Origin of the sequence: Salinimonas chungwhensis DSM 16280 (assembly GCF_000378185.1) — a bacterium.
Taxonomy (GTDB): domain Bacteria; phylum Pseudomonadota; class Gammaproteobacteria; order Enterobacterales; family Alteromonadaceae; genus Alteromonas; species Alteromonas chungwhensis.
This window is the reverse complement of record NZ_KB899386.1, coordinates 1-26508: the sequence shown is the minus strand read 5'-3', so window position 1 is coordinate 26508 and position 26508 is coordinate 1. Positions and strand designations below refer to the sequence as shown.

General features: G+C 46.6%; 20 protein-coding genes and 1 pseudogene. 9 read left to right on the top strand and 12 right to left on the bottom strand.

Features of this window, described 5'->3' with window-relative positions; translation table 11 throughout:
• Positions 1 to 42: 42 nt before the first annotated feature.
• Complete coding sequence (locus tag F458_RS0114480; RefSeq protein WP_018984150.1) at positions 43 to 1608, bottom strand: phosphoenolpyruvate carboxykinase; 1566 nt, start codon at positions 1606 to 1608, stop codon at positions 43 to 45.
• A gap of 908 nt (positions 1609 to 2516) precedes the next feature.
• Between F458_RS0114480 and F458_RS0114475 the strand changes: the two genes are divergently transcribed.
• Positions 2517 to 2687, top strand: coding sequence for a hypothetical protein (locus F458_RS0114475; RefSeq protein ID WP_211213204.1), 171 nt, complete (start codon positions 2517 to 2519; stop codon positions 2685 to 2687).
• Positions 2688 to 3028: 341 nt separating this feature from the next.
• Positions 3029 to 3910 carry a vWA domain-containing protein gene (locus F458_RS0114470; protein ID WP_018984148.1) on the top strand — a complete coding sequence of 294 codons (882 nt, stop codon included), beginning with the start codon at positions 3029 to 3031 and terminating at the stop codon, positions 3908 to 3910.
• Between the two features lie 88 nt (positions 3911 to 3998).
• On the opposite strand, the gene manD is transcribed toward F458_RS0114470, so the two are convergent.
• The 6 genes from manD to F458_RS0114440 are packed head-to-tail and all read right to left on the bottom strand — an operon-like array spanning position 3999 to position 13144.
• A complete protein-coding gene (manD, locus tag F458_RS0114465) occupies positions 3999 to 5207 on the bottom strand; it encodes a D-mannonate dehydratase ManD (protein ID WP_018984147.1) in 1209 nt (402 codons plus the stop codon).
• A gap of 21 nt (positions 5208 to 5228) precedes the next feature.
• Complete coding sequence (locus F458_RS0114460) at positions 5229 to 6506, bottom strand: TRAP transporter large permease (RefSeq protein WP_018984146.1); 1278 nt, start codon at positions 6504 to 6506, stop codon at positions 5229 to 5231.
• Complete coding sequence (locus F458_RS0114455; protein ID WP_169334843.1) at positions 6503 to 6973, bottom strand: TRAP transporter small permease; 471 nt, start codon at positions 6971 to 6973, stop codon at positions 6503 to 6505. The genes F458_RS0114460 and F458_RS0114455 overlap by 4 nt, the downstream gene beginning before the upstream one ends.
• Entirely contained in the window at positions 6957 to 8000 is a 1044-nt protein-coding gene (locus F458_RS0114450) for a C4-dicarboxylate TRAP transporter substrate-binding protein (RefSeq protein WP_018984144.1), read from the bottom strand. The genes F458_RS0114455 and F458_RS0114450 overlap by 17 nt, the downstream gene beginning before the upstream one ends.
• A 12-nt stretch (positions 8001 to 8012) precedes the next feature.
• Positions 8013 to 10172, bottom strand: coding sequence for an alpha-glucuronidase family glycosyl hydrolase (locus F458_RS0114445; RefSeq protein ID WP_018984143.1), 2160 nt, complete (start codon positions 10170 to 10172; stop codon positions 8013 to 8015).
• A gap of 56 nt (positions 10173 to 10228) precedes the next feature.
• Positions 10229 to 13144, bottom strand: a complete 2916-nt coding sequence (locus tag F458_RS0114440) for a TonB-dependent receptor (RefSeq protein WP_026294692.1) — start codon at positions 13142 to 13144, stop codon at positions 10229 to 10231.
• Positions 13145 to 13580: 436 nt separating this feature from the next.
• Between F458_RS0114440 and F458_RS0114435 the strand changes: the two genes are divergently transcribed.
• The 5 genes from F458_RS0114435 (at position 13581) to F458_RS0114415 (ending at position 19375) form a co-directional block, all read left to right on the top strand.
• Positions 13581 to 14303, top strand: coding sequence for a GntR family transcriptional regulator (locus tag F458_RS0114435; RefSeq protein WP_211213203.1), 723 nt, complete (start codon positions 13581 to 13583; stop codon positions 14301 to 14303).
• A gap of 112 nt (positions 14304 to 14415) precedes the next feature.
• Positions 14416 to 15432, top strand: coding sequence for a LacI family DNA-binding transcriptional regulator (locus F458_RS0114430; RefSeq protein WP_018984140.1), 1017 nt, complete (start codon positions 14416 to 14418; stop codon positions 15430 to 15432).
• A gap of 104 nt (positions 15433 to 15536) precedes the next feature.
• Positions 15537 to 16952: a glucuronate isomerase gene (gene uxaC, locus F458_RS0114425; RefSeq protein ID WP_018984139.1), complete on the top strand. Its 1416-nt coding sequence runs from the start codon at positions 15537 to 15539 to the stop codon at positions 16950 to 16952.
• 2 nt (positions 16953 to 16954) lie between these two features.
• The gene (locus F458_RS0114420) at positions 16955 to 18415 is read left to right on the top strand and encodes a mannitol dehydrogenase family protein (RefSeq protein ID WP_018984138.1); all 1461 of its coding nucleotides are present in this window, start codon (positions 16955 to 16957) and stop codon (positions 18413 to 18415) included.
• 45 nt (positions 18416 to 18460) lie between these two features.
• On the top strand, positions 18461 to 19375 hold the full coding sequence (locus tag F458_RS0114415) for a sugar kinase (RefSeq protein ID WP_018984137.1): 915 nt from the start codon (positions 18461 to 18463) through the stop codon (positions 19373 to 19375).
• Positions 19376 to 19531: 156 nt separating this feature from the next.
• On the opposite strand, the gene F458_RS20525 is transcribed toward F458_RS0114415, so the two are convergent.
• From F458_RS20525 to F458_RS0114395, 4 genes are all read right to left on the bottom strand, one after another.
• Positions 19532 to 19777 (bottom strand): DUF2059 domain-containing protein, encoded by a 246-nt coding sequence (locus F458_RS20525; protein ID WP_156824262.1) that lies wholly within the window; start codon positions 19775 to 19777, stop codon positions 19532 to 19534.
• 613 nt (positions 19778 to 20390) lie between these two features.
• Positions 20391 to 21416 carry a tyrosine-type recombinase/integrase gene (locus F458_RS0114405; protein ID WP_018984135.1) on the bottom strand — a complete coding sequence of 342 codons (1026 nt, stop codon included), beginning with the start codon at positions 21414 to 21416 and terminating at the stop codon, positions 20391 to 20393.
• Position 21417: 1 nt separating this feature from the next.
• A complete protein-coding gene (locus F458_RS19675; RefSeq protein ID WP_018984134.1) occupies positions 21418 to 21651 on the bottom strand; it encodes a DUF4224 domain-containing protein in 234 nt (77 codons plus the stop codon).
• Between the two features lie 289 nt (positions 21652 to 21940).
• Positions 21941 to 22153: a hypothetical protein gene (locus F458_RS0114395; protein WP_018984133.1), complete on the bottom strand. Its 213-nt coding sequence runs from the start codon at positions 22151 to 22153 to the stop codon at positions 21941 to 21943.
• Between the two features lie 1534 nt (positions 22154 to 23687).
• Here F458_RS0114395 and F458_RS0114380 point away from each other — a divergent pair.
• On the top strand, positions 23688 to 24224 hold the full coding sequence (locus tag F458_RS0114380; protein ID WP_018984130.1) for a GNAT family N-acetyltransferase: 537 nt from the start codon (positions 23688 to 23690) through the stop codon (positions 24222 to 24224).
• A complete protein-coding gene (locus F458_RS19670) occupies positions 24218 to 24898 on the top strand; it encodes a DUF4145 domain-containing protein (RefSeq protein WP_018984129.1) in 681 nt (226 codons plus the stop codon). Before F458_RS0114380 ends, F458_RS19670 begins: the two co-directional genes overlap by 7 nt.
• Positions 24899 to 25278: 380 nt before the next feature.
• Here F458_RS19670 and F458_RS19665 read toward each other — a convergent pair.
• Positions 25279 to 26433, bottom strand: a pseudogene (locus F458_RS19665) (IS110 family RNA-guided transposase).
• Positions 26434 to 26508 lie beyond the last annotated feature (75 nt).

Sequence of the window (26508 nt, the reverse complement as noted above, 5' to 3'; positions counted from 1 at the left end):
ACCAACAAACCCCAAAAAGAGCCCGCTTGCAGCGGGCTCTTTCTATTCTTGCCTGGGTCCGGCCCATACGATATTTTCATCCACGGCATATTTTTCAAAGTTCTTATTAAACTCCCGAATAAGACTAGCGGCGAACTCATCGTATTGCTGCTTGTCTTGCCAGGTATTTCTGGGGATCAGTAGCGTATCGTCGATACCTGGCACGCTTACTGGCACATCCAGGTTAAGTCCGTCAATATGAACCGTCTCCACGCCGACGAGCTTTTTGTTTACGATGGCATCGATGATCGCCCGGGTGGTTGGAATATCAAACCGTGTGCCCGTACCATAAGGTCCTCCTGTCCATCCGGTGTTGACCAGATACACATTCGCACCAAATTCACGCACCCGCTTTTTCAGTAACTCCGCATACACGCCTGCTGGACGTGGAAAAAATGGTGCACCAAAACAAGTGGAAAAAGTAGATTCCACATCCGCAACCGAGCCAATTTCTGTAGAACCGACCTTCGCCGTATACCCGCTTAAAAAATGATACGCCGCGGCCTCTTCGCTTAAAATTGCCACCGGCGGCAACACACCGCTGACATCACAGGTTAAAAACACAACAGAGTGAGGCTCACCGCCACGATTTTCAGCTGTCCGTTTTTCAATATGGGTCAACGGATAGGCAGCTCGCGAGTTCTGCGTCAGCGAAGTGTCGGTATAATCGGGTTCGCGCGCAGCGTTTAATACAACATTTTCCAGGATCGTTCCGAAGCGAATTGCATCCCAGATTACCGGTTCGTTTTGATGTGACAGATCGATGCATTTAGCATAGCAGCCGCCTTCAATGTTAAACACACTGCCGGGGGCCCAGCCGTGCTCATCATCGCCGATAAGAAATCTTTGCGGGTCGGCTGATAAGGTGGTTTTACCCGTTCCTGACAATCCAAAGAAAAGCGCTACATCGCCGTCTTCACCGACATTGGCAGAGCAATGCATGGGTAAAACTTCCTGTCCGGGTAATAAAAAGTTTTGCACAGAAAACATGGCCTTTTTCATTTCACCGGCATAACGCATTCCCACCAGCAAGACTTTTTTCTGTGCAAAGTTGATAATAACCGCCCCATCACTGTTTGTGCCATCCCGCTCAGGCTCACAGGAAAAGCCCGGTACATTCATCACCTTCCATACTGCTTCGTCATTCGGATTCCAGATGTCCGGACGAATAAAAAGATTTTGGGCAAAAATATGTTGCCAGGCGGTTTCTGTGCGTACCTTCAGCGGCAGCGCGTGGTTGGCATCTGCGCCCACTTGCAAATGTGAGAGAAAGTGTTCGCGCTCTGACAGATAGCTGTCAACACGGCCCCATAATGCATTGAACTTTCCTTCATCAAAAGGACGATTAACTGCTCCCCAGTCAATGTCGTCTTGTGTAGAGGGCTCTTTTACTATGAAACGGTCAGCCGGGGAACGGCCAGTTCGCGCACCCGTCTCTACCACCAGTGCCCCATTTGCCGCCAGCCTGCCCTCACCGCGCTTAAGCGCGATTTCCACCAGCTCTGCCGATGTTAAATCAGTTAAGGGTGGGATCTCTGTCGTTGGCGCGGGCGCGTTAGCTACTGTCATTTGTAATCCCTTATGTTGAACTTCAGCTTCACTTACAAATAAAATTTATACTTCAGAGGATATATAGTTTAGGACACAGAGCAACACCGACCAGATTAAAAAAGCTATCTATCTAATTTAACTGGAAATAGAAAGATAACAGATTGACATCCTGACAAATAAAACAAACCTTAAAGCAAAGCAAGAAACTGCATTAAAAGTCATGATCGCCAACTCTAAACTGAAATAGATATGTAACAATTCAAAATTAATTTCACATAAATATAATCTGTCTGGAAAGTGAGCGGATAGCTTACTGATTCTTTTTTGGCTAATTAACCCGGAATCTAAACCCTCACCAAAACAGATGAGTAATAGGTGACTCACTGCAGCATCATGCATCGCTAGTGGCTGGTATAGCTTAATTTAAGTACCAAGAGAGATACTGATGCTTTTTTAAGAAAAAAGTGAAAAGCCGCACAGTCCCCCGCGAAAAGCTGTAAGAACGAACTGAAAACTTCCTGGCTATTTTCTGGCACATGGGCATGATTGCGTTTGAACTTGATGGCACAGTGCTGGACGCGAACCATGCACTTTTAAACATAAGTTATTGAAAAGCATCACCGAGCATTCTTTAAGCCCTTTTTAATCAATTCTGAGCAATATAAAAATTTTGGCAGGAATTTAATACAGATAAGTCAGTAACCACCTCACAGTATACAGATGAAGCCATATCTTCATTAGCCGCTGCACAGGAAATTTCAGATTCAATCTCTCAACTAGTGACAACAGCTCATGAAAGCAGCGAAAGGTTAACAGCACAAGCAGCTGATAGTTGCAATATTGTGGGCATCGCTTTAAGTCATACCGAATAAACAAATCTGCTGACATTATATGTTGCCGTTGAAGCCGGGTGGGTGGGGCCGGTCGTGGATTTGGCGTTGTTACCGACGGTTCGAACTCTGGCAGCCAAAGCCAGCGATGTCATAGAAGATATAGAGGATGTGGACACCTCTAACTCCGACTTAGTTGGCGATACCAATGCGCAGATGAATGATATTGATAGAAATGCACCTAACGAGCATGATGCGGTTTCCTAAGTTTCGAACAGTGTTAAATGTGAAATCCAATCACGGGTTCATGCGATTAAAAAGTTGACTCAATAACACCAGCTTACAATTCAAAAAAATGTACGAAAAGCATGCAGAACAAAAAACAAAATTTTTTGTATGTATTCCATTTTTTAATTTCAGAATATAAATTAATAATTGCAGATAAAAGCTAGTGGTAATTACCGTCAAGTAACTTTACAGGTACAATACCATTAAATTTAAAATCTATAACTATCAAAGAGTTATTGTGTGGCCTGCATTTTGCTTTAAAGCCGCCGGGATTAACTTCCCTCTTAAAATGGAATTAAAAAATACACAGGTTTTATTAAATGAAAAAAATTAAAATCAGCGCTTTGGCAATTGCTACTTCTTTATCTTTCAGCTCTTTCGCTTCTCCTATAGTTACAGATATCATCACAGTTGTTGATGAGTCTGGGTCTATGTCAAACGAGCATTCATGGCTTGGAGGCATGATTTCTCAGTTAGATAATGAGCTACTGCGAGCTGCCGGGAATGATATCTTCGATCCACGTTATGGACTAGTCGGCTATGGTGATTCTTATGGCCCTAACGGTCAGATGGGTCACGCTCAGTATATGGAAAGTGGGGAGTTATGGGGTAGCGCGAGCGAGTTTGATATAGCGTCAAAAGATCTTGTAACCTCTGGCGGCACCGAGGATGGATATGAAGCGTTAGAGTTTGCAATAGATAATTATGATTTCAGAAACTCAGCGACAAAGAATATCATGCTTATCACTGATGAGGATCGTGACCCATTCTTCACAACCTCTGAATATCAAGACGTTCTGGAAAAATTGAATGCTTACGATATTACACTTAACGTGCTAGTGGGTGCTAGTTACCAGTGTGGTGATGGTCGTTCTGCATCAGGAATGGATGCTACAGGAAACGGTTATGTGATTACCACGGATAGTTATGATGTGTGCGAAAATGCGCATGCGACATATGGAAATGGCTCTACCATTCCAGACTACGTAAATTTAGCTTTAGCTACAGGGGGCTCATCCTGGGGCGTAGATGACTTCAGAAATGGTGGTGCTGCTTTTGCGAGCGTTTTCTCATCGACGTTTGTCGATGTTACAAGAGAACAAATAGAAGAAAACCAGGTATCAGTGAATGAACCTGGAACACTGGCTATCTTTTCTTTAGCTATAGCAGGCTTTTTCGCCAGATCGTTTTCAAGAAAATAAAATATTTTGATTGAGTGGTGCGCTTGCGCACCGCTTTATTTTTATATTTTACCCGCTGCGTGCTTTATACAGCGGTAATAAGCCTACTTTACCAGTTCCAGAGCGTACCATCTTCTAATCGATTAACCGGCAATGCGGCCCGTTTGTACGGGTACTTAGCAGCGAGCTTCTCGTCAATATCCACCCCGTGACCTGGCGTCTCACCTGGGGTAAAGAAACCTTTTTCGAAGGTGTAATCAAACGAAAATACTGACTCCATTTCCTCACTGTGGGGCATATGTTCCTGAATACCAAAATTGGGTACCCAGTAGTCGAAGTGCAGTGCAGCGCCCAGACAAACCGGCGATAAGTCGGTGGCACCATGAAAGCCGGTGCGTACGTTATACAAGGCAGCAAAGTCCGCGATGCGACGAACCTGGGTTATGCCCCCGGCATGCACAATTGTTGAGCGAATGTAATCAATGTACTGATTCTGAATAAGCTCCCGGCAGTCATGAATTGAGTTAAATACCTCACCGACTGCCAGTGGCGTGGTGGTGTGCTGACGTATAAGCTTAAAGCTTTCCTGATTTTCAGCTGGCACGCAATCTTCCAGCCAAAATAATCTAAATGGCTCCAGATTCTTACCCAGTCTTGCCGCCTCAATCGGTGTTAGCCTGTGATGTACATCATGCAGCAGATGGACATCGTAGCCATACTGGCTGCGAACCGCATCAAATAATTCTGGCATAAAATTAAGATACTTTTCTGTCGACCAGACATTCTCAGACGGTAGGTCTGCATCTGCCGGCTCGTATTTGCGGCCTTCTTTTGCCACTCCATAAGTACTTACCATTCCCGGAACACCGGACTGAATCCGCACCGCTTTATAACCCGCATCAACAGCCTCTCCCACCTCCTCAAGGGTTGATGCCTTGCACTTTCCGTTGGCATGGGTGTAAGTCATAATATGATCGCGGCTGCGTCCGCCAAGCAATTGATAAACAGGCTGCCCGGCAATCTTTCCTTTAATGTCCCATAGCGCCACGTCTACTGCTGCAAGAGCAGTCATGCCTACAGGCCCGCGACGCCAGTAGGCTCCGCGATAGAAGTATTGCCAGATATCCTCAATACGCTGCGGATCCTTGCCGATTAGCGCTGGAATCATATAGTCTTCTAAATAACTGACCACCGATTTTTCACGGCCATTCAGGGTGGCATCACCCACGCCATACACACCTTCGTCAGTCATGATCTTCAAGGTCACAAAGTTACGCCCAGGAGAGCATACAATCACTTTTGCGCCGATAATTTTCACTATTTATCTCCCCGTCCGGCGTTAATAAACCAGCTCTGGTAAAAAAAGAACAATTGAAGGAAATACAGCCATCAGGGTGATTAACCCTAATACCGCCACAAAAAATGGCCAGGCTGCTTTCACATATTCGTCTGTGGGACAGCGCATAATGTTGCACACTGAATACATTGCGATGCCCACCGGTGGTGTCGTCCCCCCGAAGGTCACCATAATCATCATCAACACACCGAAATGAACGGGATCTATGCCCACCGACTGCACAACAGGTACAAGAATAGGGGTTAACAATAAAACAATTACCGTGCCTTCCATCAACATGCCAACCACCAGCAAAAAGAGAAGACACAACAGCATAACCAGTATGGGCTGTTGCGTAAGATCGGCGACCGCCTGAGCCAGGGTCACTGGCAGCTGCTGGTACGCAACAACATATCCAACGACACCTGCACTGAGAATGATGAGCATAATCATGCCAATATCATCCACACTCTGTTTAAGCGACTCTAAAAGACGTGGAACGGATAGCTCCCGGTAGCACCAGAATCCAATCACTATGGCGTAAACCACTGCAAACGCCCCCGCTTCAGAGGGGGTAAAAATACCGAAGCGAATAGTGACAATAAGAATAACCGGGAACAACAGCGCCCATTTACACTCATTCATGGCGGTAAAAACACTGCCCAGCTGTGGTCGTGTTTCGCCTTCAGCTTGCGCGGGATAATGCTTTTTCACCTGAAAAAAAACGGTCAGCATCAGGGTTAGCGTCAGCAAAATGCCTGGCACAATACCGGCAATAAATAGTTTGCCGATGGAGACATTGCCCACAAAGCCGTAAAGAATTAAGCCGATGCTGGGCGGAATACAAGCAGTAATAAGCGCACTTACTGTGATGATAGCGGCGCTGAATCCTTTGCCCAGACCTGAATCCTGCATGGGTGTACCCAGAACCCGGGCCTGCATGGCAGCATCGGCAATGGCCGAACCAGACACGCCGCCCATCAGCGCACTAAGAATAATCGTCACATGAGCCAGCCCACCGGCTATCCACGCCACCAACAGATTAGAGAATTTTATTAACCGCTGGGTAATGCCAGAATGATTCATAATGTGACCGGCAAGAATAAAGAACGGCACCGCCAGAAGCGGAAAACTCTGACTACTGGCCACTAACCGCTGCACGGCAACGGTCAGCGGCAAACTATCTGCGCTGATAAAATAGCTCATACCGGCAATCAGCAGACAAAAAGCAAGGGGTAAACCGAGCAAAAGAAAGCCGAGAAAAAGTACCAGCATGATCATAGCCCTGCCTCCTGTTTTTCCCGATGATGACGACTCAGCACACGGTGTGTAAGGGTGATAATCATAAGCCCTGCACCAACCGGCACTGACAGTGTGACCCAGCGATAAGCAATGGTGGTACTTCCCAGTGTGCGCTGAGGGTTAGCCATAAACAGCTCAATACCAAACCACAGTAGAACGATCAGCACGCCCACCATTAAAATATCGAAACCGGTGAACAGAATTTCTTTGGCTGAAGCAGAGAGCCGCCGGGTAAGTATATCCACACTGGCATGTTGGCCGTGGTGAAATGTCTGGTTAGCGGCAAGCATTGTGAGCCAGGCAAACAATAGCTGCGCCATATCCACAGACCAGATAATCGGATAACCCAAGGTTCGCATAATAGCTGCGATAAAAACCAGGCCCACGATCGCACTCAACAGCCAAACACAGAGCATCCGCTCAATGCGATTAATCGTTTGCATCATCGGCCTCACCCAACAGGGTTTGTATTTTTGTGTACAACGAGGCATAGCCCAGGTTTTCATATACCTGACGCGTGGCCTGTCTGAATGGCGTGGTGTCGGGCGTCGTGATTACAACACCCTGGGCTTTCAGTTTCTGTTCAATAGTGCGCTCCGCCTTGCGCACCTTTTCAGAGGCGTAGTCTCCAGACGCAATTGCCGCCTGGGTGACAATTTTCTGCAACTGCGGGCTCAGCGACTGATACCAACGCTCGCTGCCTACCAGGCCGGAGATAAGCTGAATATGCCCGGTTTTGGTGACATGGGTGATGACCTCATATAAGCGCGCGCCCCACATGCCTGTGTACTGTGCTTCAGCGGCATCGATAACCCGTTGCTGCAGCCCACTGTAAACTTCAGCCCAGGCGAGCGGCGTAGGTGTCGCGCCCATCGCCTCGATGGTTTCAATCCACACGGGCGCACCAATAGTGCGCATTCTGATACCTTGCAAATCTGCTGGACCGGAAACCGGTTTTTGGGTCAGCAGATGGCGGGCGCCCTGCCACCAGTTGAACGAAAATATATGCAGGCCTTCACGCTGCGCAAGTGCTTCGGCCCATGATTCAAAAAGCGAAGACTGGGTAAACTGACTAAGTTGCCCGTAATTATCTATTAGATAAGGTGCGCCAAGTATGCCAAGTTCATTCTGATACACCGCGAGACGGCCGCCATCGGCAAGCACCGCGACATTCGCCCCCAGCATGGCCTGTTCCAGCATATCGCTGTCGTTACCTAACTGTGAGCCAACAAAAATGCGAATGGCAAGCTGCCCGTCAGAGGCGGTTTCAACTTCTTGCTTAAATTTAACTAACCCCTCGTACATGGGGTCATTGCTACTTAAGGAAGTAATGACATTCAGGGTCTGCCCGGCAATGGCCGGTGTTGTTACCAGCAATTGCGCAAGCAGGATTATGCAGAAAAGCGGCGTGCGCCTACACAACACGCTTTTGCTGCTTTTTAATGCACGGGCAAAAATAAAAGTCAGGAACATAATGCACCCACATTAGCCCTGACCCGGTGCATGGGGAAACGACATTTTTTGATAATCCGCTAACGATTTTTCAGGTTTAGGTAACGTTTCAGGAATGGGTTGCCCGGAAAACTGCTGGAAATAAAGCACACAGGCATTGCGCCACCAAATTGCTTCTTTTTCGTGAATATCCATTGCCATCTGGACCTGATGAAACTGTAGCGGATCCAATTTGCCTTCCAGGCTATCCCAGGTGTCGGCCATTTCCTCTACGTCAGCGGCACCCTGATAGTATCGGTGGACTAGCTCATTCCAAAGGGTACGGCCTGATGATTTGACTTCATAATCCCACGGCAGATGATGGAACCACAGTAGGTATTTTTCCGGGGTGGTGGCAGGGTCAGACAATTGTTCTTTCAAAGGTGAAAAGTACTGTTCTACCGCATTTACCCCTGATTCAGAGCGATCGAAACCGATACCGTCTTTTGCTGCACGGTGATAATACACTGAGTTCCAGTCGGCACGACCCAGTGAATCAACCCACGGTGCCGGGCCATAATGATGACCCGCGCCCATGATATGATGGAGCCCCAGTGGCGTCATCGTATTCACGGTGACTTCATGACTCTTCATCATCATGTCGGATACGCTGGCCACAACCTTGTCATCGTTACTTAACGTCATCCGAATCCAGTCATCTGCCACGGTTTTGGCTGAAACCTGCGGATCCCAGGCCATGCGACCGAATACATACCAGTTGGACTGTAGAATAATGTGTCCTGTCCAGTTGCGGTCGGTGCCAATATTAGCTACGCCAGCCATGCCTGTGACATTATGGTTAAAGAGATCGCCGTCTATCACTTTGGCCACCGTTGAGCCTTCCCCACGAGCATAAGTATCCGACTGGAGGACCTCTTCATACATCGACCCCAGATAGACAAAATGCGTGCTGAACCCCAGGTATTCCATTGTGATTTGGAATTCCATCATCAACGGGGTGTCGGGCATCGCCCCAAATAGCGGACTAAAGGGTTCTCTGGGCTGAAAATCGATGGGACCATTTTTCACCTGAACCAGCACGTTGTCCTTAAACTTTCCATCCAATGGCTTAAATTCAGAATATGCCTGTTTGGAACGTTCCTCGTTCTTTTCGTTGGCATACACAAATGCCCGCCACATGACGGTTCCGCCGTGAGGCGCCAGCGCACTGGCCAGCATGTTGGCGCCTTCAGCATGGGTGCGCCCGAAATCGCCAGGCCCTGGCTGCCCTTCTGAGTTTGCTTTTACCAGAAAGCCACCAAAGTCAGGGATCTGTTGATAAACATCTGCAACCTTGTCTTTCCACCACTGCCGAACTTCTGGGTCGAGGGGATCAGATGTATCCAGGTCGCCGATAAGCTGTGGGGAGCTGAATTTCACTGACAGGTAAACTTTAATGCCATAAGGGCGGAACATGTCTGCCAGCGCTTTAACTTTGGTCAGATAGTGAGGTGTGAGAATAAGTGGATCAGCGTTGACATTGTTAAGCACCGTGCCATTAATACCGATGGAGGCATTGGCCCGCGCATAATCGATATAACGTTGATACCGATAATCCGGTAATTTGTGCCAGTCCCAGATTGACTGGCCTGCATAACCGCGTTCCACGTGGCGATCAAGATTGTCCCAGTGATTCAGCACGCGCAAGTCAATATCTGGCGATGAGGATACTGACAAACCATCCAGCGGCTGATGAGTCTGCAGCTGGCGTAGCAAGCGGTACGTACCGTAGAGCGCACCGACATCGGTATTGGCCAGAACCAGTATCTGCGAAGCATCACCGTCATTTGTCTGATGTATCACATAGCCTTCATCACCAACAGACTTCAAATCCAGGCTGTTACTGGCAGCTAAACTACTCGCCTGGTCACCGGCGACAACCAGCAAACCAGCTTGTTTCTGGCTCACCACAGTAGCATCTGTGAGCATGCCGTTAAGTGCATAATTAAGTTCATCGCGCACAACCTGCATGGTCTCCGTGTCACCAGTCACGTGAAAGCGGCCCACCTGCTGAGTGTATTTCTTTTTTAAACTGGCCGACGTTATCGGGTCATACTTCAGCCAAAGTCTGTAGCCGTCTTCCCCCTCAATAATTGAGGAAGCAAGACTGCTTACGGATACCAGCAAAACGCAAATCATTACAATGTATTTCATGATCACCCTCTCGGTGAGACCTGCTTAGTCAGCAGGTCTGGTCGTGAGTTATAGGACTAAAACGAGCCTCGAAGACCCAGTGTATAAGTCGCGCCGGGATAGTATGCATTAAAGGCAATACCTTCATACTCATGCCAGTTGCCCACAGGCTCGTTGGTCAGGTTGTAAGCATCAAGTGTCACCGTCATATCCATATCAACCGGCAGGTTGTAACTGGCGGACAAGTCAATCTGTGTCCGGTCAAACGAAAATACTTCTTTACCCTGTGTGTAATAACTTGCAGAACCATCCTGATGATTAACCGTGACTCGGGTCTGGAAGAACTCGTTTTCATAGAACAGCGTTCCGTTGTAACTCAGATCTGAAATACCGGTAATGATGGCATCATCGTCGCTGGCATCCTGACGAATTGTTGTACCACTGATATTGAAACCAAGACCTTCAACGATGATATCCAGCGGTTGCACCCACACTGCCTCAAAACCACTCAATGTTGTTGCGCCATCGATATTATTGCGCGTGTTAACAGTAGCTGTACACTGCGACGGCCCACCACATTCCAGCAGCGCCTGCTGTCGATCATCGCCGATATCATTGACATCAATGCCATACTGGCCAAGGTTCTCGAAGGCCACGGTGATACTGTCAGACCGGGTAAATCCGGTGACTTCTTTTTCAAAGAACGTAAGCCCGATATAGCCCAGCTCCGAGAAATACCACTCGCCGCCAATATCAAAATTGGTTGCTTCGAAGGGAGAAAGGTATGGATTTCCCGCGTTAACGGTTTCTATACCAGAACCTCCCCACGAAGCATTGGGGAACAAGTCGGACGGGTTCGCCCGGGTTAAGCTACGTGAAGCACTGGCTCGTATTTTCACATCTTCCATAAAGTCGTAGACTAAGCTCAATGACGGCAGCAACTTACTATAACTCGTGCTTGTCTGGCTTTCAGAAGTCGCGACACTTTGCTCAGTATCAACCCAGCGCACACCGGTATTTACCCTTAACAGGCGACCTGCCACTTCAGTTTCAGTATTCGCTTCAACATAAATGCCCAGCACTTCCTCACTGATATCACCAACAGTCGCACCAAACTGATCGCCCTGAGAGGGGATGGCCTCAAAGCTGTCGTAATTGGTCGCGTCTTTAATCCGGTCCCAGTCGACCTGTGCAATACCGGTGTAGCCGTTATAGCCACTGATGCCCGTACCCAGGTCGTCAACCAGTGATGGCGACAGGTATTCAGCAAAGTTGCCATAGGCGGGGGAGTTTCTCACATTGTTTTCGGTAAACTCGGCTGTACCGCCAAATGCATCCATATTGGAGGTATTCTCATCCCATGCGATACCGAATTTGAAGCCGTTATACTCAGGGGCCTCTCCATAGGCAAAGTCCAGGTGAAACCCTTTGGTTTCCGTTTCACGGTGATTACGCTGGATGCGGAACATATCGCCAAACTTCTCATCCTCACTGATGACCCCATCTTTATTTTGGTCGTATTCCTGCTGCCAGGTATACCCGATAGTCGGGTCAGCCGGGTTTTCACTGAAGTTAAAGCTTGGCACATCGCCATTTGTAAATTGCATCGTGCCGCCCGGCGACATGTAAAGAACATAGGGCTCATCACGGTCGAATTCTGATTTTGTCAAACTGGCTGAAACATCCACTGTAAGCGTATCCGTGGCAATCCACGATACGCTGGGCATGATGCTGTAAAAGTCCAGGTCTTCCTCATAATCGTGAGAACCTACCCAGATGTGGGAATTGTAGAATGTACCATCGGTTACATAACCGTTGTCATCCACCGTGACATTTTCCGGAATAATGGCAGCGCCCTGATGCAGGTAGTTACGTCTGCCCCACCACATTGCCTCTGTTCTGACGAAATCTTTAGAGGCCTTGGCATACATCGTATCAAGCACTGCATCAATGCGATCATTTGGTCGGTATTGCAATGAAATGATACCGGAAACTCTGTCGCGATCCCCGTAGGTAAACATGGGACGGCCAAGATAAGGCAGTAGCGCCGTATCCAGTGTGTCAGCGGCCAGCCCGGAGGTCGCCACCGGATTTACCGGGTCACCTACACTGACACCTTCATTGGCGGCAGCGTAATCCGATGTTGCTTCCGGGCTCCAGAAAAAGTGATTCAGTCCCTGGCTCCCCTCGACGCAGCCAGATGCAGTATGCTCAGGGTCATTCCACTGTGCGACACAGCCGTCAGTAAATAAAGCGACAGCTTCATAGCCATCGACCCTGGATTTGGTATTTGCACCCGCTACACCCACCAATACCCCAAACTTATCATTTACTGTTTTCTTGTAAATTGCAGAGTAACGGGGGCTGATGTCGCCCCTAAGATCGCCGTAAGCGCCCTCTAACGAATATTTAAAAGTTTGATTACCGGCATCAAACGGACGGGCGGTCCGCATATTGACAAAACCTGAGACTCCGCCTTCCAACTGATGCGCCATCGCCGTTTTTGAGACCGACAAACTGCTGAAAAGTTCGGTCGGGAAGATATCCAAATCGACTTCGCGATTTCTGTTTCCCGAGCCTAGGCTACCATCTGAGGCTATGGATATAGCATTGCCGTTCAACGCAATTTTAGTAAAACTTGGACCCAGGCCCCGTACCGAAATTTGCTGGCCTTCACCGGTCACATCCCGATTAATCTTTACACCGGGAATGCGGCTTAATGACTCAGCCAGATTCTGGCTTGGCATCTTACCCAGCTCATCTGAAAAGACCTCATCTACAAATCCCTGAGAGTCGCGTTTGGCCACGGTCGAGTTGAATAAGCTTCCCCGGTAGCCGCGCACCTCAATAACTTCAGTTTCCTGAGTAGCTTCCTGTGTCTGTTGTGGCTCTTCCTCTGGCTGCTCCTGAGCCTGAACAGACGTAACCGCGGAAGCCACTGCCAACATCAGTAGCCCTCGTTTGCTCAGCGTGAAAGTCTTGCTTGTGTTCATACTTACCTCTTACATTTGGCGTTGAACGATGGTGACAGTGCCGATACTCTGATCTATCTTTCGGAAGGCACAACCGACACATGAATACTTGTATACAACTTCAAGTTGAGCTCACTATAGCGGCGAGATGGGTGGTCTACCAGAGAAAAGGATCCAAAATTTAACAATTATTAAAAATCATAAAGGCAGTATAACTTTTGATTAACAAAACGAGCGATGGCACGTTGATACTGATTGTTTCGTTATTCATATTTTATCGCATTGCAGCAGTACTGCCGTCGGAGGTACCCCCTCAACGGGGGCAGGCTAAACCTTTCGGACTCGATATTACGATTAATAATTTGGAAGAAAAAAGATACTTGAGGGTGTTTACGTGCGATCGTAAGGGCATTCTTTTGAGAACCTGTAACTCATTTTCAGTAAGACCGGTGCTATAGTGAAATCAAAATCTAAGAAAACCTCGACGACAATGTCAGATATTCAATTATCTTATTACCAGTCAACCTCTGACCAGCTTTTCGAACATCTGCGTGATGAAATCGTCAATATGGCCATCGAACCTGGCTCGACGATGTCAGAGAATAAACTGGCGGCAAAGTACGGAGTCAGCCGGACACCGGTGCGAGAGACAATTGCAAAGCTGGCTGCATTAGGTTTTGTAGAAGTTCGCCCGCAGCGGGGAACCTTTGTTTCAAAGTTAAGTATTTCAAAAATTATTGAAGCCCGGTTCATTCGCGAAGCACTGGAAGTGGCAATAGTGGCCCTCTGCGCTGAGAAGGCAACGGATGAACTGATTCTTGAATGTGAGCAACTTATTGAGAAGCAGCGCCTGGCGGCCAGCAAGATGGATGCACTCTCGTTTCAGCAACTGGATGACGCTTTTCACCAGACCTTTGCTGATTTTGCGCAGTATCAGCGCGCCGCGAGTCTTATTCAGTATGAAAAAGCGCACATGGACAGAGTCCGCAATTTGGGTCTTAAAGAATCCGGTGGCCAGTACCAAAGCGTACTGGAGCAACATGTGGCTATTGTCGATGCTTTAAAGGCAAGAGATCCTGAGCTTGCCAGAGCCGCGATGAGCAGCCACCTGCATCTGATACTGCAAGTGATAGACTCTGTGAAAGCGCGCCACCCGGAATTTTTTGAAGAGCTTGAGTAACCATCTACGTGCTTCTGGCAACGCACTGGTCAAAGAGCAAAACTCTTTGTCAGTCGAATGCTGACACGCTACTCTGCTGTCAAATGAGATTAAACGTATCATTCCTCAAACTATGAAAAAACGCTCTACGATCAATGACATCGCGCAGCAGGCTGGTGTCTCAAAACGAACCGTGTCACGGGTGATCAATGGTGCGGCCAATGTAAATAGCGACACCAGGAAAAAGATCGAGCACATTATCAAACAGGAAGGATTCTCACCGGACAAAAAAGCCAGAGGCCTGGCGGTCAGGCGTTCCTATTTACTGGGTATTATTTATGACAACCCGGGCACCTTTTACATCGACCAGGTGCAAGAGGGTGTGTTGGACGTTATCACTGAAAAGGGATACGAACTCATTGTTCACCCCTGTCATTATCACCAAGACAATTTTGTAGATAATTGCCTTAACTTTGTAAAACGATCCAGTGTGGATGGCGTTATCGTGTTGCCCCCCGTATCGGAATCCTCCGGGCTGGCAGAAAATTTTCGACAGCGTGGTATCAATTATGTTCGCATGACGTCAGTAAAGTTAGACGACCCGGACAAAATAGTAATATCAGATGACAGAACCGCGGTAGAGGAACTGGCCCGTTACCTGGCGGCGCAAAACCATAGCGATATTGCCGTGATTAGCGGGCCGGGCGCCTACTCATCGTCAATAGAACGGCTCGAGGGGTTTTGCCAGACTTTACGGGATTTAAATATCAATATCGCGAAGGACTGGATTGTTGAGGGAAACAATACCTACGAAAGCGGTATCGAATGTGGCCGCTTACTACTACAGAAAGTTCCCCGTCCAGCTACTATATTTGCCAATAACGATGAGATGGCGGTAGGTGTGATAAAGGCGGCGCACGACTTAAATATTGCTATTCCCGAGGCATTGTCGGTGGTTGGTTTCGATGACAACCTGATGGCCTCCCGAATGATACCCTCACTGACTACAATACGTCGCCCTGTTGCCCAAATGGCCTCCATCGCAGCGAAGAAACTTATTGGCCAAATTGAAGGTTTACCCATCCAAAATACGCAGAGCGAGTCGGTAATACCTCGCCTGATTATCCGCGAATCCACCAGCAAAAAATAAAGAATACGCTTGATCAACAATTACACTACTTCTATTATGCCACCGGTGGCATAAACTTATTATTTACGTGCCATTTTGATTACATCAGGCAAAAAGAGGACGTTATGGATCCGATTCTACTGCACGAAGACAGGTTGTTTCCTGTTGATAAAACCACCCGCGACACTGCCCGGGCACTCTATCAGTCAGTGAAAGATATGCCGATCATCAGCCCCCACGGACATACCGATCCTCGCTGGTTTGCCTACGATGAAAACTTTACCAATGCAACTGAGCTTTTCATTACACCGGACCATTATGTGTTCAGGATGCTATATAGTCAGGGGGTGGGGTTAGACACCCTTGGCATCAGCCGTACTGATGACGGTCCCACAGAACAGGATCCGCGCAAAGCCTGGCAGGTTTTTGCAGACCATTATTATCTGTTCGCCGCCACCCCCTCACGCTTATGGCTGGATACCGTTTTTCACGAAGTTTTTGGCATGACGGATATGTTGTGCAGCAAAAATGCGATGAATTACTATGATCATATTACGGCCGAGCTTGCTACACCGGCATTCAAGCCCCGTGCGCTGATGGACCGCTTTAATATTGAACTTATTGCAACAACAGAAGGGGCGTTAGATCCCTTAACCCACCATCAAAAGCTTAAGCAATCAGGCTGGAATAAGCGTGTTATCACCACCTTCCGCCCCGATGATGTGGTCGATGCATCAAGGAATGACTTCGCCCAAAATATCGCCACCCTGGGTGAAATGACCGGCGAAGACACATTGACGTGGGAAGGTTACCTGAACGCGCTTAGACGCCGGCGTGAAGTATTTAAAGCGCACGGGGCAACAGCAACTGACCACGGCCATCCTACTGCAGCCACAGCAGATTTGACCCTAAGTGAATGTGAAGCGCTCTTTAGCAAAGTGCTGAGCCCGGATGCCACAGCAGCCGATCAGGATCTTTTCCGGGCGCAAATGCTCACCGAAATGGCAGGCATGAGTGTTGAAGACGGCATGGTAATGCAAATTCATCCGGGTTCGCACCGCAGCCACAATACACAGTTATTTAAGCAATTCGGTAGCGATAAAGGGCACGATATACCGGTTGCAGTAAATTTTGTGGATGCGCTTAAGCCATTGTTGAACAAATATGGCAATGAGCGTGACTTAACCATTATTCTTTTTACTCTTGATGAAACCACCTATTCGCGCGAGCTGGCGCCATTGGCCGGCCATTATCCCTGCCTGAAACTTGGTCCAGCCTGGTGGTTCCACGACAGCCCGGAAGGCATGCTACGCTTTCGCCATCAGATGACTGAAACGGCGGGCTTTTTCAATACCGCAGGATTTAACGACGACACCCGAGCGTTTCTTTCTATACCGGCACGCCATGATGTCGCCCGTCGCATGGACTGTCGCTTTCTGGCGCAACTGATTGCAGAACACAGAATCAGTGAAAATGAAGCATTTGAACTTGCCAGTCAGCTCACCTACAAACTTGCCAAGCAAGCTTATAAGCTGGGATAACTATGACCCGATTAACTAATCAGTCGTTGCATAAATTACCGGCAAATGTAGCCAGGCCAGATTATGACCGGCAAAGTACAGATATCGGCATTGTTCACTTAGGGCCGGGCGCATTTCACCGGGCCCACCAGGCAATGTATACACAACAGGTTGCCCGCGATGGCGGACAATGGTGCATCAGCGCAGTGTCGCTGAGAAGCCCGACACTCAAACAGGCGTTAGCTGAGCAGGATAATCTTTATACTTTAATGGTTTTGGATGACGAGCCTCAGGTTAGTATTGTCGGCATTATTAAAGAAATACTTGTCTTGCAGGACGATCGACAGCGGGTTATGGACCGCATGACGGCGCGGCAAACCGCCATCATCACCCTGACCATTACAGAAAAAGGCTATTGTCTGAATAATCAGGGCGAGCTTGATCTTACTCATGCGGATATTGAGCATGATCTTGCCCACCCCGACACGCCAGTATCAGCCATTGGCCTGCTTGTGGCCGCATTGGCAACACGGCGTAAAGCTGGCTATAACGAACTGACAGTAGTCAGTTGCGACAACCTGCCAGAAAATGGCGACAAATTATACCGTGCAGTAAAGCGGTTTGCCGCCAGGTATGACCCGGCGGTGAGCCAGTGGATTGCGCAAACCATCAGCTTTCCCAATACGATGGTGGATAGCATCACACCCGCTTCAGATGAAGCGCTTGAAAAAGCCACCATAAAGGCAACCGGGTTAGAAGATAGATGGCCGGTTCAGCGCGAAGCATTTTCTCAGTGGGTAATTGAAAATAACTTTAGCGGCCCCCGTCCTGCCTGGGAAAATGCCGGGGTGGTCTTTACAGACAATGTGCACATCTTCGAAAACGCAAAACTTCGGGTATTGAACGGTACGCACTCAGCCCTTGCCTATCTGGGTAGTTTATGTGAAATGCGTACCGTGTTTGACGCCATCACCCACAATTCGATGAGCGATTTCATCACCCGTCTTCTCAAGCAGGAAATTTTGCCCACGTTACAACATGATGCGGCACTGGTTCCTGGAGACTATGCGAAAGCCATTCTTAAGCGGTTTGAGAATAAACATATTCACCATTTACTGTCGCAGATTGCCTGGGATGGTTCACAGAAATTGCCGCCGCGCATTCTTGGCACTATCAAAGACAATATTGAAGAAAATCGAAGCATCAGCCTGCTTTGTGCCGTCGTAGCAGCGTGGATACTTTTTGTTATTAGAGCAGTGCAGGCAAAAAGAAAGATTACTGATCCCATGGCAGATTTATTAGCAGGCGTGGTAACCGCTAATCCAGAGGATATTGAAGAAGTAGGTAAGCGCATTTTGAACGAAAAACGCATCTTTGGTGGGTTAACTGACAATACAGAATTTCGCGAAACGGTACTCATTCAACTCAATAAGCTGGCAACGATAGATAGTGATAATGCTGAGCAATGTCTTGCAACATTGTGATTTAAAAACGGCCTGACAGGTTAGCGACCTTACAAGGAAAACATCATGAAAGAGATAGTGATATTCGGTGAGTGCATGATTGAGTTGGTAGAGCAACCCACCGGCCACCTGATTAAAAATTTTGCCGGCGACACATTTAATACTGCTGTCTATTTAAAGCGATGCTCACCTGACACTACCGTACACTATTTAACGGCGATAGGCGACGACGCTCAGAGCGACCAACTTTATCGCTATATGCAAAATGAGTCGCTCTCCACCAGCCTGGTACAACGGGCAGCCGTTCGTCATCTCGGGCTTTATATGGTGCATACTGATGATGCAGGTGAACGCAGCTTCACCTATTGGCGGAAAGATTCTGCGGCGACCCAGACCTTTAATGAAATGCGTTCCCCCATCCCCGCCCCTGACCTTTTTTACTTTAGCGGAATCTCTATAGCGATTCTGGATGATGCGCAGCGCCAAAGCTTGTTTGATGTCATCGCCGACTTACGTCGGCAGGGCTGTAAAATTGCCTTTGATCTGAATTACCGTCCTGCACTTTGGAACAGCGTAGCCGACGCACGCGAATGGGCCGACCGCGCCTACGCGCTCAGCGATATTGCATTATCTGGCGTTGATGACCACGCCCAGCTCTACCAACACACAACAGTAAGTCAGGTGGTAGAGCATTTATCCGCCTTTAATATTGGGGAAAGCGTGATTAAAAACGGCGCATCTGGTGTTTATCTACTAACACCGTCAGGAAGCCAGTCTGTTCCCATCAATCCTGTTGAAAATGTTGTTGACACCACCGCTGCAGGCGATGCATTTAACGCCGGATATCTGGCCTCACGAGCAAAGGAGCACAGTGCGTTTGACTCAGCGTTGTATGGTGCCAAAGTGGCTGCTGTGGTAATTAGGCACCCAGGCGCTATCGTTGCGCAAGAGACTTTCAATCACTGCATGCCGGAATATTAGCACTGTCAGCTAAGCGTATTGACGTGATAAGTTATGCTGTGACTCGTCAACAGAAGGCCGGAATCCCGGCCATGACTCACAGACATTGCACATATGGTGCTTAATATAACTGCCTGTATTATGCGCAAGGCAAAAGAACACAGGAAGCGTAAATTATTATTCTCCACTCTGCCGAGCGGCATTAAGTGCTTCGCTACGCTGACGTGAAATAGCCTTGATCCTGGGTATTACGTCCTGCATGAGTGATTGTGTCAGGGCAAAAGACTCCTGAGAAATCTCCGGCATCTTGTGAATCATCTTCTGCCCTGTTTCAGTTTGGTAGAATGCCAGCATATCGGCAATTTCTGCTTCTGAAAATATTTTGCATAAATATCGACCATATCCGGCTGCATCTTTTTCCAACTAAGTTCCCGCTTAATCAAATCGAGCAGTTTTGTATCATATTTATCGACAATGGTTTGTTCAGAAGGGTTAAGATCAGAGGAAACAGATCTATTATCCTTTATCATCTGTGCGCTTGAATACATCGCGTCTACTACTGAATCCAGATTAATGATTTCTATCAGCTCAACAATTTTGTCGTGCTTTGATGCATTATCTGCAAATGCAGGCGCGGACATGAGTAAAAAAAACTACCGCTAATTTTTTGATATGCATGTCAAACATCCCTTTTTTGTAAAAGGTGATAGCTTAATAATTAAACGCGTTTTTATTCAAATGACGAAGTGCTAGCAAGAGAGAATTAGCCTGGTGCTGAGTAACTACTGACAGCCTGCGCAGAAATGGAATATATACACCAACTCAGGGAATAGAATCAAAAAAGCCCCGAACACTGTTCGAGGCTAGGAATAATGGTGCCTCGACCCGGAATCGAACCAGGGACACGCGGATTTTCAATCACTCAGTCGATTCCGCTAACGCACTGTTATCCTAAGCTTTTTTACTAAACATTTTCCTAGAAAAAATCGCTGTTTCAATTAATTGCGAATATTTTAATTATTTTTAAATTTAATGTTTATAGAAGCGTTGATACAACGCTTCTATTAGGCATTACGTGCTCGTACCCTCTTCGATAATTTCGAAGTGTTGTACTTGCTTCTTTATGGCCCATCAAGCGCCTGGCATCTTCCAAATCAGGCCTATTAGTCGCTGCCATGGCACGAATGTCATGTTCTCTGAATCTTTCTTTTAATTTACCTGACTTCAATGCTTTTTGCATTCTTTTCTGCCACATAGATTGAAATCCACTAGGTGTATAAGCTCCCCCTTTTTTGTTGGGAAATAGCGGTTTAGGAGTAGCCGTACCTTTCTTCCACCTAGTGGCAGCAGCCCTCTCGATCTCTTCTATCAATGATACAAGTTCGATACACTTATCAAAGCACGTTCTATGCTGACTTTTTGATGCTTGAACCATTAACCCCACAGATGGATTCCAATTTTCAGTGGTCAGCTCGCGAATGTCTTTCTGCCGTAGTCCGGTACTGAATTTCAAATCAATAAACAGGCACATCCATGAAGGACAAAATTCTTTAAAAATATCGATCTCGGACATTTTTACAATGCGTTTGCGAGGCTCTTCTTTATGAAATTTAATTTTCTTGAAAGGTACTCTGTCAATGTATCCCCATCTCTCAGCTGCGGTATACATCGAACTTAATAGTGCTACTGTTCTATTTGCATCCACGGGAGTTTTTCTACGATAGTCCAAGTATTTTTGAATATCCTTCGTTTTTAAGTCTTCTAAAGGGAAGTCACCAAACGCAACTAATAATTTTCTCGCTCTAGGAATACTGGTTTTATGCGTCGACACTGATAATGTTGGTGATATTTCTTCCATATACCGTTCGATTAGATCAGCCACTATAAATCCCTCACATTCTCTATCTATGGCGTGATAGTATTTTTGTATTGCCGTAGCTTTGACTTTTCCTAGGTTGATATCACCACTATTCGCACTTCTCAAATAAAATGTCTTACCCTTTTCGTTGTAGTACATTCCGACTGGTAAAGACTTGTTGACTTCTTTTCTGGGTCGTCCCATTTTAAAGCTCTCCTGCATTTAAGCGTTTGTTAAAGTCAGCACGAGCAGAATTCACGGGGAGTTTTCTGTCCACACCACCGAAGAGCGTTTCAACATACCCTTTCAATACAACTGGGTTTCCCAAAGCATTCACTTCAAATGGAATTCTCATTTTACGCAGTTGCTCTATTTGCTTTCCTTTCTGTTTTCTTCCGGTGATTTCTGCTATTTCATCACGACCAAGGAATAAACTCATACTGACATCTCTACGATCTGAGAGGGAGTGTTCCTAAAATTTCCCTCTGGTTTAAAACTATAGTCAGATTACGCGGGATTTTTGGTAGTGAGCGCAGCAAAAAAAATAAAGTTGGGTGCTGAAAATGCAAACACCTCGACTGGCATTAGATGCAACTTGTACATGTACAAGAAATAACGATGCTAATAGGTAAGTCGCACCTGATCAGGCGCTTCAGGCTTTATCCTGGTTTGGGAAAGGTACGTTAAGAAATGCCCGTAAGGCTGTACTTGTTAAAGCTGGGAGGAAACTAATGTTTTATATCGCCGTCCAGGGAATTAAGCTCATCCATACTGATCTGGTAGTTAAAGATAAAGTCTTCCCGAGCGCCAGCTAGTGATTCGCCCAACCCCACGATACAATTTGCATCCATTACATTGTCATGTTGGCTATAGTCAGCTTTTAGACAGCAAACATGAAAACCCAGTTTTTCATCAAAAAAAATTGTTACATCTAATTGCATGCTTCTTACTCAAATGGCTCGTTAACGCTATCTATACCTCATCTACGATAGCTTGACTCGCTTGTCACAGCGAAGCTATAAAAGTTGTGATGGTAAGTCGGGCTGTTGCACTGTTCGTCCCTATGAACTTCAAACTGATTCTATTTTGACACATAGGGCTTTTATTTACCGTGGAAGGTACATTTCTCCCCATTTACCGGAGCTAAAAGACGAATTTTTGACGAGTAAAGTTATTTAACATAACGTCCGTTGTTCGCAGTCAAACATGTTTTCTACGCTTCATCACAATTAAGTAGCCTAATAGGTATTTTAGTAAGTTTCCCCACTTAAGGTCTTGTACATGTACAAGACCTTAAGTGGGCGTGGTCACGTTTGAAGATACACTGACAGCGATAAGTTTTATAACCTACGGCAAATGAGCAGAGGAGATACAGTTAAACCATGCTTACGTGGGAATAATTTAATCTGCCACTACAATGTGCCTGCAATACAGTAACGCCCCGGGTCTCCATCTCTCTGTTCTCCGCTCTAACCTCGCAAATTAGGCATATGCTTTTACCCTTATGACACTATTATGAGCGAAACGCTATATCCTACGCCCTCTAGGTGAGGCTCTCGCGCACACCTAGAGGGCTCAATTTGAAAGGGCTAAGACAATATTCTGTTGACGTTTTCGGTTGACGTTTTTGTACCTTCGGCAAATAGTAGCTTCTTGTACATGTACAAGCTTCAGAAACGAAAAAATGAGATTGCTAATTCGCTATTGTTTGATGGACAAAGGGGATATTGCGTAATAGTGGCGGCATGTGCTTATATCAATAAAGCCCGATATACATCCCGCAGGCATCTGTTCTGGTATATTAGGATGTATGAGATTAGTAAACAGCTTCAAATGAAGCCGGCTGTGAACATAATTCAAATTTTTGGAATCGTTTTCCAATAACTATTCATCAATACTGAAAGGCAGCAGCAATGTTGCCTTTTAGTTGTCCGCTCATTTACGATGTTTAAATGGAACGTGTTTATTCTGGGCTTTAGGTAAACCCACATTTGCTAATGCCCACATTGCTATTAATGCGAACCCCGCAAAGACCATTCCGATAATAAAACCTTCAAGTGTCATGTTATTGTCCCCCGTGATACTTATATGTCTCATTACTTAGTGCAGGATGTATTATCCAATGATTAAAGACAACCCAAATATTGGGACGAACATCACATTCAGTGATATAGGTTCACCTGTAGTGCCATAGCTGACCAAAGTGTTTTCATTGTTAAAAGTTAGGTGCGTGCCTATATATACAGTTGTAGCGACCTTTCCCCTATATTCGGGGAAACGACTTAATCGCGCGTTCTTATCCTAAACATAGTTATCCACAAATATGCACAGCCTGTGTATCCTGTAACTTTCAGTCAATTAGTAATGATGGCACTATGGATAAAAACGAGCACACGCTCGGGAGAAAAACGCGCAATTTGCGCACTATTAAATTGTTATGTGCATCTTGGCGATAGTGCCGAAGGTTGAAGAAATATGAAGTTTTCACTATTTAATGAATCAAAATCTCCTGAGGTAATCGATCTTTTCAAGAGAGTGTTCTCTGCATCCGAGGGAGAAGCAGAAGGTCAAGTAATTGCAGATTTTGTAGCAAAAATAATTACCACTACTGCGCCACAAGATCTTATTGGGTACATTGCAGAAGAAAGCGAGATTGTTGTTGGGTGCATATTTTTCAGTCGCCTTGCAGTGCCTAGTGGGCAGGTTGCTTTCATTTTATCACCGGTTGCCGTTTCAACAGACATTCAAAGGACAGGCATTGGCCAAAAGCTAATTAAATATGGCCTAGAACATCTAAAGTCTTTAAATGTTAATTTAGCCTTCACTTACGGCGACCCAAGTTATTATTCCAAACTTGGCTTCGAGCAAATCGATGAAAGTACTGTAAAAGCGCCTTGCCCTTTAAGTCAGCCAATTGGCTGGCTCGCGCAATCGCTTGATGGGCAAGTAATTCATCCTATGGCTGGCCCCACTCAATGTGTTGAGGCTTTAAATGATCCTGGGCTATGGTAAAAAATGCATATAACAAACAAATTATGGCACTCGCTATCGCTCGCTGGGAAGCATACACGCAGGCGGCTTCGCCATTATTGCCTGCGCGTCCGCGCCCCATATTTGGAAGGTTATGTGCCAAAGGAGGAGTTTTGAAAGTTCTAGGTTTTTTTGTTTCTCTTGTATTTCTAGCATTAGCATTTACACACCAATTTGTGGATGCCGTAACAATTGATTCAATCACTGTCCTTTTGGTTGTACTTGCCGCGTTACCTTGGGTCTTTCCGTATTTGAAGTCGCTAGAATTACCCGGCGGCTTAAAACTTGAACTTAAAGATGCTTTGCAGAAAGTAGAAAAAGTTACTTCTGGAGCAATTGTAAAAGAAAGTGCCGCCGAATATCAGGGAGTCGATACATCACTTGCCTTTGTAGCCTTGCGAGTAGAAATCGAGAAAACAATCCGTAAATATCAACCCGATATGGGAAAAACTAAACACTCACTCGCACTACGGCTGCAAACCCTAGCTAACGATGAGGTTATTACTCGCCCTTTGTCAGAGGCCCTTCTCGAAATTGTTAAATTGGGAAACGCTGCAGCTCATGGACGTGAAATAAATTCTGAAGAAGCAGAGCTAATTCTATTGCGTTCGAATGCTTTAATTGAAAAACTAGAGGAGTGTTTAAAACATGCCTAACAATACGCTGTTGTCGTTCCCTTCGGTCACTGGGACGCAAAGCTTAGCGTTGGTATTACTCCCTTCGTCAATTAAAACCGAGCGTCTCCATGACATTATTTCAGTCCATAATTAGCTTTTGTTTCACTCAAATTAAATGAGCTAACGCACCGGATGAGGCAGTAATGTCGTCGGTTCGTATGCTGGTATTCGTAGGTTACTTATTCGATGAATAAGCAGAGCTGACCTTATCAATCCGCCGTGTCCCGGTGACCGCTCAGCCATTCTCATCAGTCTATGCTCGTGGATCAATCACGGTTAAGTGATTGCCATCATAACGCCCTCGTAGGTTGTGCCACATTCCGCGGCCTGATCCGAATGCGTTAGCTCAAACTCGTTTATCATGCGGGCACTCTACTCAATCTGAGTTTTGGATTGATGGGCGTGAGTACCACTTCTTTTGCGATAGCCCAGATGTAAGCTGCCATTTCTCTGGCAATCGCCGTAATAATGAGATTGTAGTGTTTTCCTTTCTTGCTCATCCGCTGGTAGCGTTTGCACAGGCGAAGCTGTGCTTTCCAGGCAATATCAACGATATCTTTGGGTAAGCCTTCCTGGCGCAATTGCAATTCAGTTGAGACGTTCGCCGGATAACGATAACTGTGTGCGCCTTCAACCAGCAACCGTCTTGCCTGGCCGTTTCCAGCTTTGGTAATAGCCCCTAAATGACGTTTACCACCGGATGATTGTTCAATGGGCACTAAACCTAAGTAGGCCATGAGCTTTCTGGGATGGTCGAAGCGGTGCAGGTCACCTAATCCCGCGACAACGCCGACAGCCACCAACAACCTGACACCACGCATAGCCTGAATAGCTTTCACCACAGGGTAGTAACGCCAGTGATGAACATGATGGGTTAACTCATTATCCAACCGCTCTAATCGCCGAATACGTTCTTCAATGGTTTGCAGTTGTTCCTGTAAAACAATTTGCTGTGCAGGATGAGGCAATATCAGCTCAGTGAGCCAACGCAGATGTTTCTTCGACCAGTTGGCAGTACCTTCGTAACGAGTGTTGTTACGAAGCAGCAGGGCCTTAAGCTGGTACTTAGCTTCTTTTAAATCCTTCATTGCCGCTTCGCGAGCACGGGACAAATCCCGAACAGCTTCATCTTCCGGCTCAGGCACATAGACAGGAGTGAGATCTTCAGACTTTAATAACCTCACAAGCTTTAGCGCATCACGGCGATCAGTCTTTACACGTTCACCTGGCTTTTTAGGGATAAGAGAAGGAGCAACCACATAACAACAATGCCCTAGGCTGGTAATGAGCCGATAAATCCAGTAGCCACAGGGGCCAGCTTCATAAACAAAGTGAAGGGTGGCGCCTGGGTATTTCGATTCAAACTGACGAAGCAACTTTTTCTAGCTGACTTTTTAAAAGGGGATGCGTCCGTAATGAACAGGACTTACGCCGCGTTGCTCTTCGCAATACGCGACTTCATGGAATTCCTTGTGCGTATCCAAGCCGATAAAAATCATGCTATGTTTATTCATGCTAGCCTCCAAATGATTTAGTCTTAAGCAAACTAATTATGGCACTGGCTTTCAGCTAACCCACGAAAATGCGGA

What these genes read in the sequence shown, in the direction of transcription:
- F458_RS0114480 (WP_018984150.1), bottom strand. Translation starts at nt 1,608, where the DNA reads ATGACAGTAGCTAACGCGCCCGCGCCAACGACAGAGATCCCACCCTTA.
- F458_RS0114470 (WP_018984148.1), top strand. Translation starts at nt 3,029, where the DNA reads ATGAAAAAAATTAAAATCAGCGCTTTGGCAATTGCTACTTCTTTATCT.
- F458_RS0114460 (WP_018984146.1), bottom strand. Translation starts at nt 6,506, where the DNA reads ATGATCATGCTGGTACTTTTTCTCGGCTTTCTTTTGCTCGGTTTACCC.
- F458_RS0114455 (WP_169334843.1), bottom strand. Translation starts at nt 6,973, where the DNA reads ATGATGCAAACGATTAATCGCATTGAGCGGATGCTCTGTGTTTGGCTG.
- F458_RS0114450 (WP_018984144.1), bottom strand. Translation starts at nt 8,000, where the DNA reads ATGTTCCTGACTTTTATTTTTGCCCGTGCATTAAAAAGCAGCAAAAGC.
- F458_RS0114445 (WP_018984143.1), bottom strand. Translation starts at nt 10,172, where the DNA reads ATGAAATACATTGTAATGATTTGCGTTTTGCTGGTATCCGTAAGCAGT.
- F458_RS0114440 (WP_026294692.1), bottom strand. Translation starts at nt 13,144, where the DNA reads ATGAACACAAGCAAGACTTTCACGCTGAGCAAACGAGGGCTACTGATG.
- F458_RS0114430 (WP_018984140.1), top strand. Translation starts at nt 14,416, where the DNA reads ATGAAAAAACGCTCTACGATCAATGACATCGCGCAGCAGGCTGGTGTC.
- uxaC (WP_018984139.1), top strand. Translation starts at nt 15,537, where the DNA reads ATGGATCCGATTCTACTGCACGAAGACAGGTTGTTTCCTGTTGATAAA.
- F458_RS0114420 (WP_018984138.1), top strand. Translation starts at nt 16,955, where the DNA reads ATGACCCGATTAACTAATCAGTCGTTGCATAAATTACCGGCAAATGTA.
- F458_RS0114415 (WP_018984137.1), top strand. Translation starts at nt 18,461, where the DNA reads ATGAAAGAGATAGTGATATTCGGTGAGTGCATGATTGAGTTGGTAGAG.
- F458_RS0114405 (WP_018984135.1), bottom strand. Translation starts at nt 21,416, where the DNA reads ATGGGACGACCCAGAAAAGAAGTCAACAAGTCTTTACCAGTCGGAATG.
- F458_RS19675 (WP_018984134.1), bottom strand. Translation starts at nt 21,651, where the DNA reads ATGAGTTTATTCCTTGGTCGTGATGAAATAGCAGAAATCACCGGAAGA.
- F458_RS0114395 (WP_018984133.1), bottom strand. Translation starts at nt 22,153, where the DNA reads ATGCAATTAGATGTAACAATTTTTTTTGATGAAAAACTGGGTTTTCAT.
- F458_RS0114380 (WP_018984130.1), top strand. Translation starts at nt 23,688, where the DNA reads ATGAAGTTTTCACTATTTAATGAATCAAAATCTCCTGAGGTAATCGAT.
- F458_RS19670 (WP_018984129.1), top strand. Translation starts at nt 24,218, where the DNA reads ATGGTAAAAAATGCATATAACAAACAAATTATGGCACTCGCTATCGCT.